The organism is Campylobacter concisus (genome assembly GCF_902460535.1).
GTDB classification, from domain to species: Bacteria; Campylobacterota; Campylobacteria; order Campylobacterales; family Campylobacteraceae; genus Campylobacter_A; species Campylobacter_A concisus_AS.
This window is the reverse complement of record NZ_CABPTV010000011.1, coordinates 1-4830: the sequence shown is the minus strand read 5'-3', so window position 1 is coordinate 4830 and position 4830 is coordinate 1. Positions and strand designations below refer to the sequence as shown.

Below are 4830 nucleotides of genomic sequence, written 5' to 3'. Positions count from 1 at the left end.
GTTTTATTTGAATAAACCAAAGTTTTATTATCTATTTTTTCTATTTCATTCCAAAAATCTATTCCAAAATTCTTATCCATAAATGATTTGAAGTGACTTATGATTTCTAGCTCTCGCTTTGAAAAATATATTTTATTTCTAGGATATAACGCATATTCGCAAGCGTTATATATATCTTGCACCAGGTCTTCTACTGTTTCATATTTATCCGTAGTTGGATCAACCAAATACTTATCTTGATGCCACAAAGAAGCCATTCTACATAAATTTAATAAAAAATATCCCTTTTCTACTAGCATTTTATTTCTCCAAAATAGGATTTCCATAAATTGATATGTGCGTCTCATTGGCCTCATAGCCACCAATATTTCCAAAATTATCTAAGTAATTTTTATTTTTATCTTGTATTCTTAATATCCAACCAGAATTTGAATTTGTTCCAATTGGGGCTTTTGGATAAGGTGCGTGAAATCTAATTCTTTCAATACCAGCCTCATCAATAAATCTTATACCATTTACATTTTTTGTACCAACACTTTCCAACCCTTTGAAACTCTTGAAATAATTTCATCTACTGTTACTTCCTCTAGTTTTGTAAATTCTCCAACCAAATTTGAACTTCCTTGTTTGGCCAACGTGTTAGATGATACAATGACCCCCCCCTTTTTTTTTGAGGTTACAATCATTGTATTATCGTTACTCTTTAAATCAGCATTAGAATTTGCAATAGTATCACTATTTACATTATTTTCTTTTAAGCTCTCATCAAATTTCTTATTTGCTTTACCTAAATTCTTAGCTCCTTTCATAAGAGCAAATGGTCCTGAGATTGCTAAATCGATACTAAAATCAGCTGAAACATCAGATAGTGAATAGATAGCTTGCTTTTGTTTATCTTGCCACCCTTTATCATTTACTTCAAATAAGTCTTTTGATATATAGTTGCTTATTTTGTCTTTTACTCCACCAAATAAGGTATCTTTTCCTTCTTCCATTAGCATTGACACAGAGGTTTTAACTATGCCTTGTGTTGCAAATTGTGTTATTAGAATAGCAGTTGCTGCTTTTCCCTCGCCTACGATTTTAACCATAGAGTTTATTGCCTCAGCGCCATCTACTAAATAATCTTGAAAATCCTTTTGTGCAATAACTTCAATACCTTTTAAAATAATGTCATTATTTGATTTAAGAGTATTAGCATTATTTATATTCTCATAATCCGATATTAATCTTCTAACATTCTCATCATTAAGCAATAAATTTATCTTTTCGTCGCTTACTCCTTCTTTTTTTAAGGCTTGTAGAATAGAATTTTTTAAGCCTACTTGCTCTATTTGTTCTTTTTGCTCACTTGTAAGTTCATCTGAAATTTTGTCTTTTACAAACCTATTAAAGTCATCTAGCTTGTTAATGACATATTTTATCTCACTCTTTATCTGCTCTCTTCCATCAGCTGTTAGCACTCTTAAATCCATACTAGCATCTACATTTGAGCTTATGCTAGTATTTACTAGATCTTTTGTTAGTTTGGTTGTATCTCTATTTAGTCTTGTTAGATCATCAGAGTTATCTTTATCTGCTATCTCTATGTTGCCACTACCTAATGTAGCCATGTTTTTAGATAGTGTGTAGCTTAGATTTCTATGGTTAGATAGATCTATTGATTTAAGACCTGTAAATTTATCTTCTTGATTGTTATTTGATTTGCTATATTTATTGTTTTTATCTTCTAATATATAGTTAGCACCTATACTAAAGTTTGTTCCTTTGTTATAGCTTGTATTTGATAGGTTCTCATAGCTTAGGGTATTTGTCTTTAAATTTAGGTTGTGGTTATCTATAAAGGTATTATCTTTATCATACTCTCCTGCTGCTAGTAGTGAGCCTTTTAGGTGGGTGTTTTTACCTACCTCTACGTTTAGCTCATTAGCTGTTATAGATGAGAGAATAGTTTGTTTAGTTATTGTATTTGATCTTGATCTAGAGAAATTTGCATTGGTGCTAGATTTATCTATGGTGTTAATATCTACGAAATGATTTTTATCAAATAATCCTGTTGTAGTTATACCATTACTCTTGGCTATAGTATTACCACTAAAGCCAACTCCTGCTGATATACTAAAGTCTTTTTGATTAGAGGTATATCTATCTCTTAAGCTCTCTAAGCTTAGATTGTTTCCTACTTTTAAATTTAGTGTTCCATCGGCTCTTAAATTTGCCCCCTTTATGGTTGCGTCATTAGTTGTGTTTATGTTTATATCTTTATTAGATATTAGCTTTGAGTTATTATTAGTGATGCTTTTACTATAGCTGTTTGATTGTGAGTGATCTAGACCTAAGCTTCCACCTCCTCCTCCATACATAGTAAATTTAGCACTTCCACTAAGAGCCTTACTATTTTCATCTGATTCAAATCTATCTTGGCTAGAGTTTATATTTAGATCTTTAGTGTTTATATCTATATCGTTATTTGCTTTCAAATTTGAACCGGTTATGTTCGTGCTAGTATCTTTATGAGTATTAGTCGAGAGATTTATGTTATTAGCTAATAGGTTTGAAGCGACGGAAGTTATTTGCTTGCTACTACTTTTTGTATCGCTACCGCTAATATCAGCCGCTACTCCTAGGCTAAACCCATAGGTACCAGAGCTACTTGCAGCTGCTGCTATTTGAGATATTAGAGCTGTTGTTTTAGAGGCTACGTTTGTAGTAGCTAGTGCTACGTTTGTTATGTAGTATCTCTCTTCATCTTTTATATTATCTAATATATCACTTAGATCTTCTATGTCAGAAGCATTGATGCCTACTTCTTTGTTTTTATATCTTTGCTTTAGTTCATTTAGTTTGGTTTGTAAATTTGATTTTTCATTCTTATATTGTTCGTATTCTTTTTTTACACTATTTAGTTGTTTGACGGCTTCTTGTAGGGCTATAGTGGCTGGAGCGATCTGTGCATATTCGTTTTGTGCAGTGATGGATAGTGCAGCCTGTGCCTCTTTTAAAGTGGAGGTGGAATCGATTGTATCTGTGCTATTTGAGATGTAGATGTTGCCATTTTTACTAATTAAGCTAATATCTTCTTTTGCGTTTAGGTTTGAGCCTTTTATACTTATATCATAGTTAGTATCTATATTGATATTATTGGCATTTAGTGTAGAACTAATGGAATTTAAAGAAGAGGTGTTATTAGTAGCTTCTTTATATTTAGCGTCTGCTACTCTTAGCTTTATGCTAGTATCTTTTTTAAGCTCACTTAGGCTTTTTGGTTTAATATCTTTTAATATATCTTGCAATCTAGCTATGCTTATACTCTTGCTTTTAGATATGCTGTAGCTTTCATGGGTATTAGTAGCGTTTAGGATGGTGGTTTGGTTTGCTTTTATCTCTATATTTTTATCTGAGCTTAAATTTGCTGTGATTGTCGCATCAGATGTGTTTAAGTTTATGTTATCTTTAGCTGATATATTTGAAAGCTTTGATATGCCATCAAGTGTGCCTTGTTCGTTATGTTTTGCACTATATATCTTGCCACCACTGGTTCCAAGAGTAGCCACATAGGTTAAAATTCCAAGAGGATTAAAAGTGGAGCTTTTATGCAAGGCCATCTCTTTGCTTTGCTCTTTAGCTGCTAGTATAGAGACGGTATTTAAAGCATTTAAATTTATAGTAGATGCTGAGTTTATATTTGAAGAGATGATAGATATATCTTTATTTGCATTTAAATTTATCTTGCCACTATTTGTTAGTAGCGATGAAGAGATTAGGTTCAAATTTGATAAATAGTGCATATCAATAGATCTTTTAAGTCCGCCAAAGCCTCTTTTATTAGTTTGAGAATACTCTAAGCTCTCATATGCGCTAGGATTTATACTTATATTATTCGCATCTATGTTTATATCATTTTTAGCACTTAAATTTGAGCCAGTTACTATTGCATTACCCCCAGCTTTTAGGCTGATATCGCCTGCGTTTAAATTTGAGCTAATGACCTTTTGATTTATAGCCATTAGTTGAGACTCTTTTTTAGAGAAAAAGCCCTTTGACTTCTCTTTAGTTTCTGTACTCTCGTTTGTATTAGCACCCACTACATATATATCATTTCCAGCTTCTACATTTAGCTTATTAGTGGCTCTTAGATTGCTTGAGCTGATGTTGGTATTTGACTTAGAGTTTAAATTTATATCTTTTGCGTCTAGGTTTGCACTATTTAATGTTTGGATGCTTTGTTTAAAGCTTATGCCCTTTTCTTTTGCGCTATGGCTGTAGGCAAACTCTTTGGCGTTTATATTTACATTATCTGCGTTTAAATTTATCTTGTCAGCCTCTAAGCCTCCGCCAGTGATGTTTAAATTTTCTTTAGCGTTTAGGCTAAGGCTCTCGTCTGCTTTTAAATTTGAAGCCTTACTAAACTGAGATGACTCTTTGTCTAAGCTTATATTATTGGCATTTACATTTATATTTTTGGCTGAAATTTCACTTGAGTTGATATTTGCTGCGTCTGCTTTTAAATTTAGATCTTTAGAGTTTAGCTCTAGGTGATTTAGGTTTAAATTTTGTGAGTTTAGGTTTACATTATCAGCCACTACGCTGCCAGCTAGGCTTATGTTGCCTTTGGCGTCTAGGTCTATATTATTTGCCATTACTAGAGCTGAGGCTTTTACGTTTTTATCTTTGGCCTCTTTTTTAAATTTACTTATGCTCTCATTTCTTGCTTCATATAAGCCATCAAGAATATTTGCTATATAAGCAGAGTTTATGCTATCAAGGCTGTAGTAGTATCCTTGGTTTTTTACCCTTCTATTTAGGTTTTTTATTATTGGGCTATTAAAT

3 protein-coding genes are annotated in these 4830 nt (G+C 32.3%); all 3 read right to left on the bottom strand.

What is annotated here, in order from left to right:
- On the bottom strand, positions 1 to 299 hold a 299-nt coding region (locus tag FZ945_RS09635), incomplete at its 3' end, for a hypothetical protein (protein ID WP_148804155.1).
- A 1-nt stretch (position 300) separates the two neighbouring features.
- Positions 301 to 543 (bottom strand): polymorphic toxin type 30 domain-containing protein, encoded by a 243-nt coding sequence (locus tag FZ945_RS09630; protein ID WP_148804153.1) that lies wholly within the window; start codon positions 541 to 543, stop codon positions 301 to 303.
- Positions 516 to 4830: hemagglutinin repeat-containing protein (locus tag FZ945_RS09625; protein ID WP_187424198.1), on the bottom strand; the 4315-nt coding region annotated here is incomplete at its 5' end. The genes FZ945_RS09630 and FZ945_RS09625, both read right to left, overlap by 28 nt.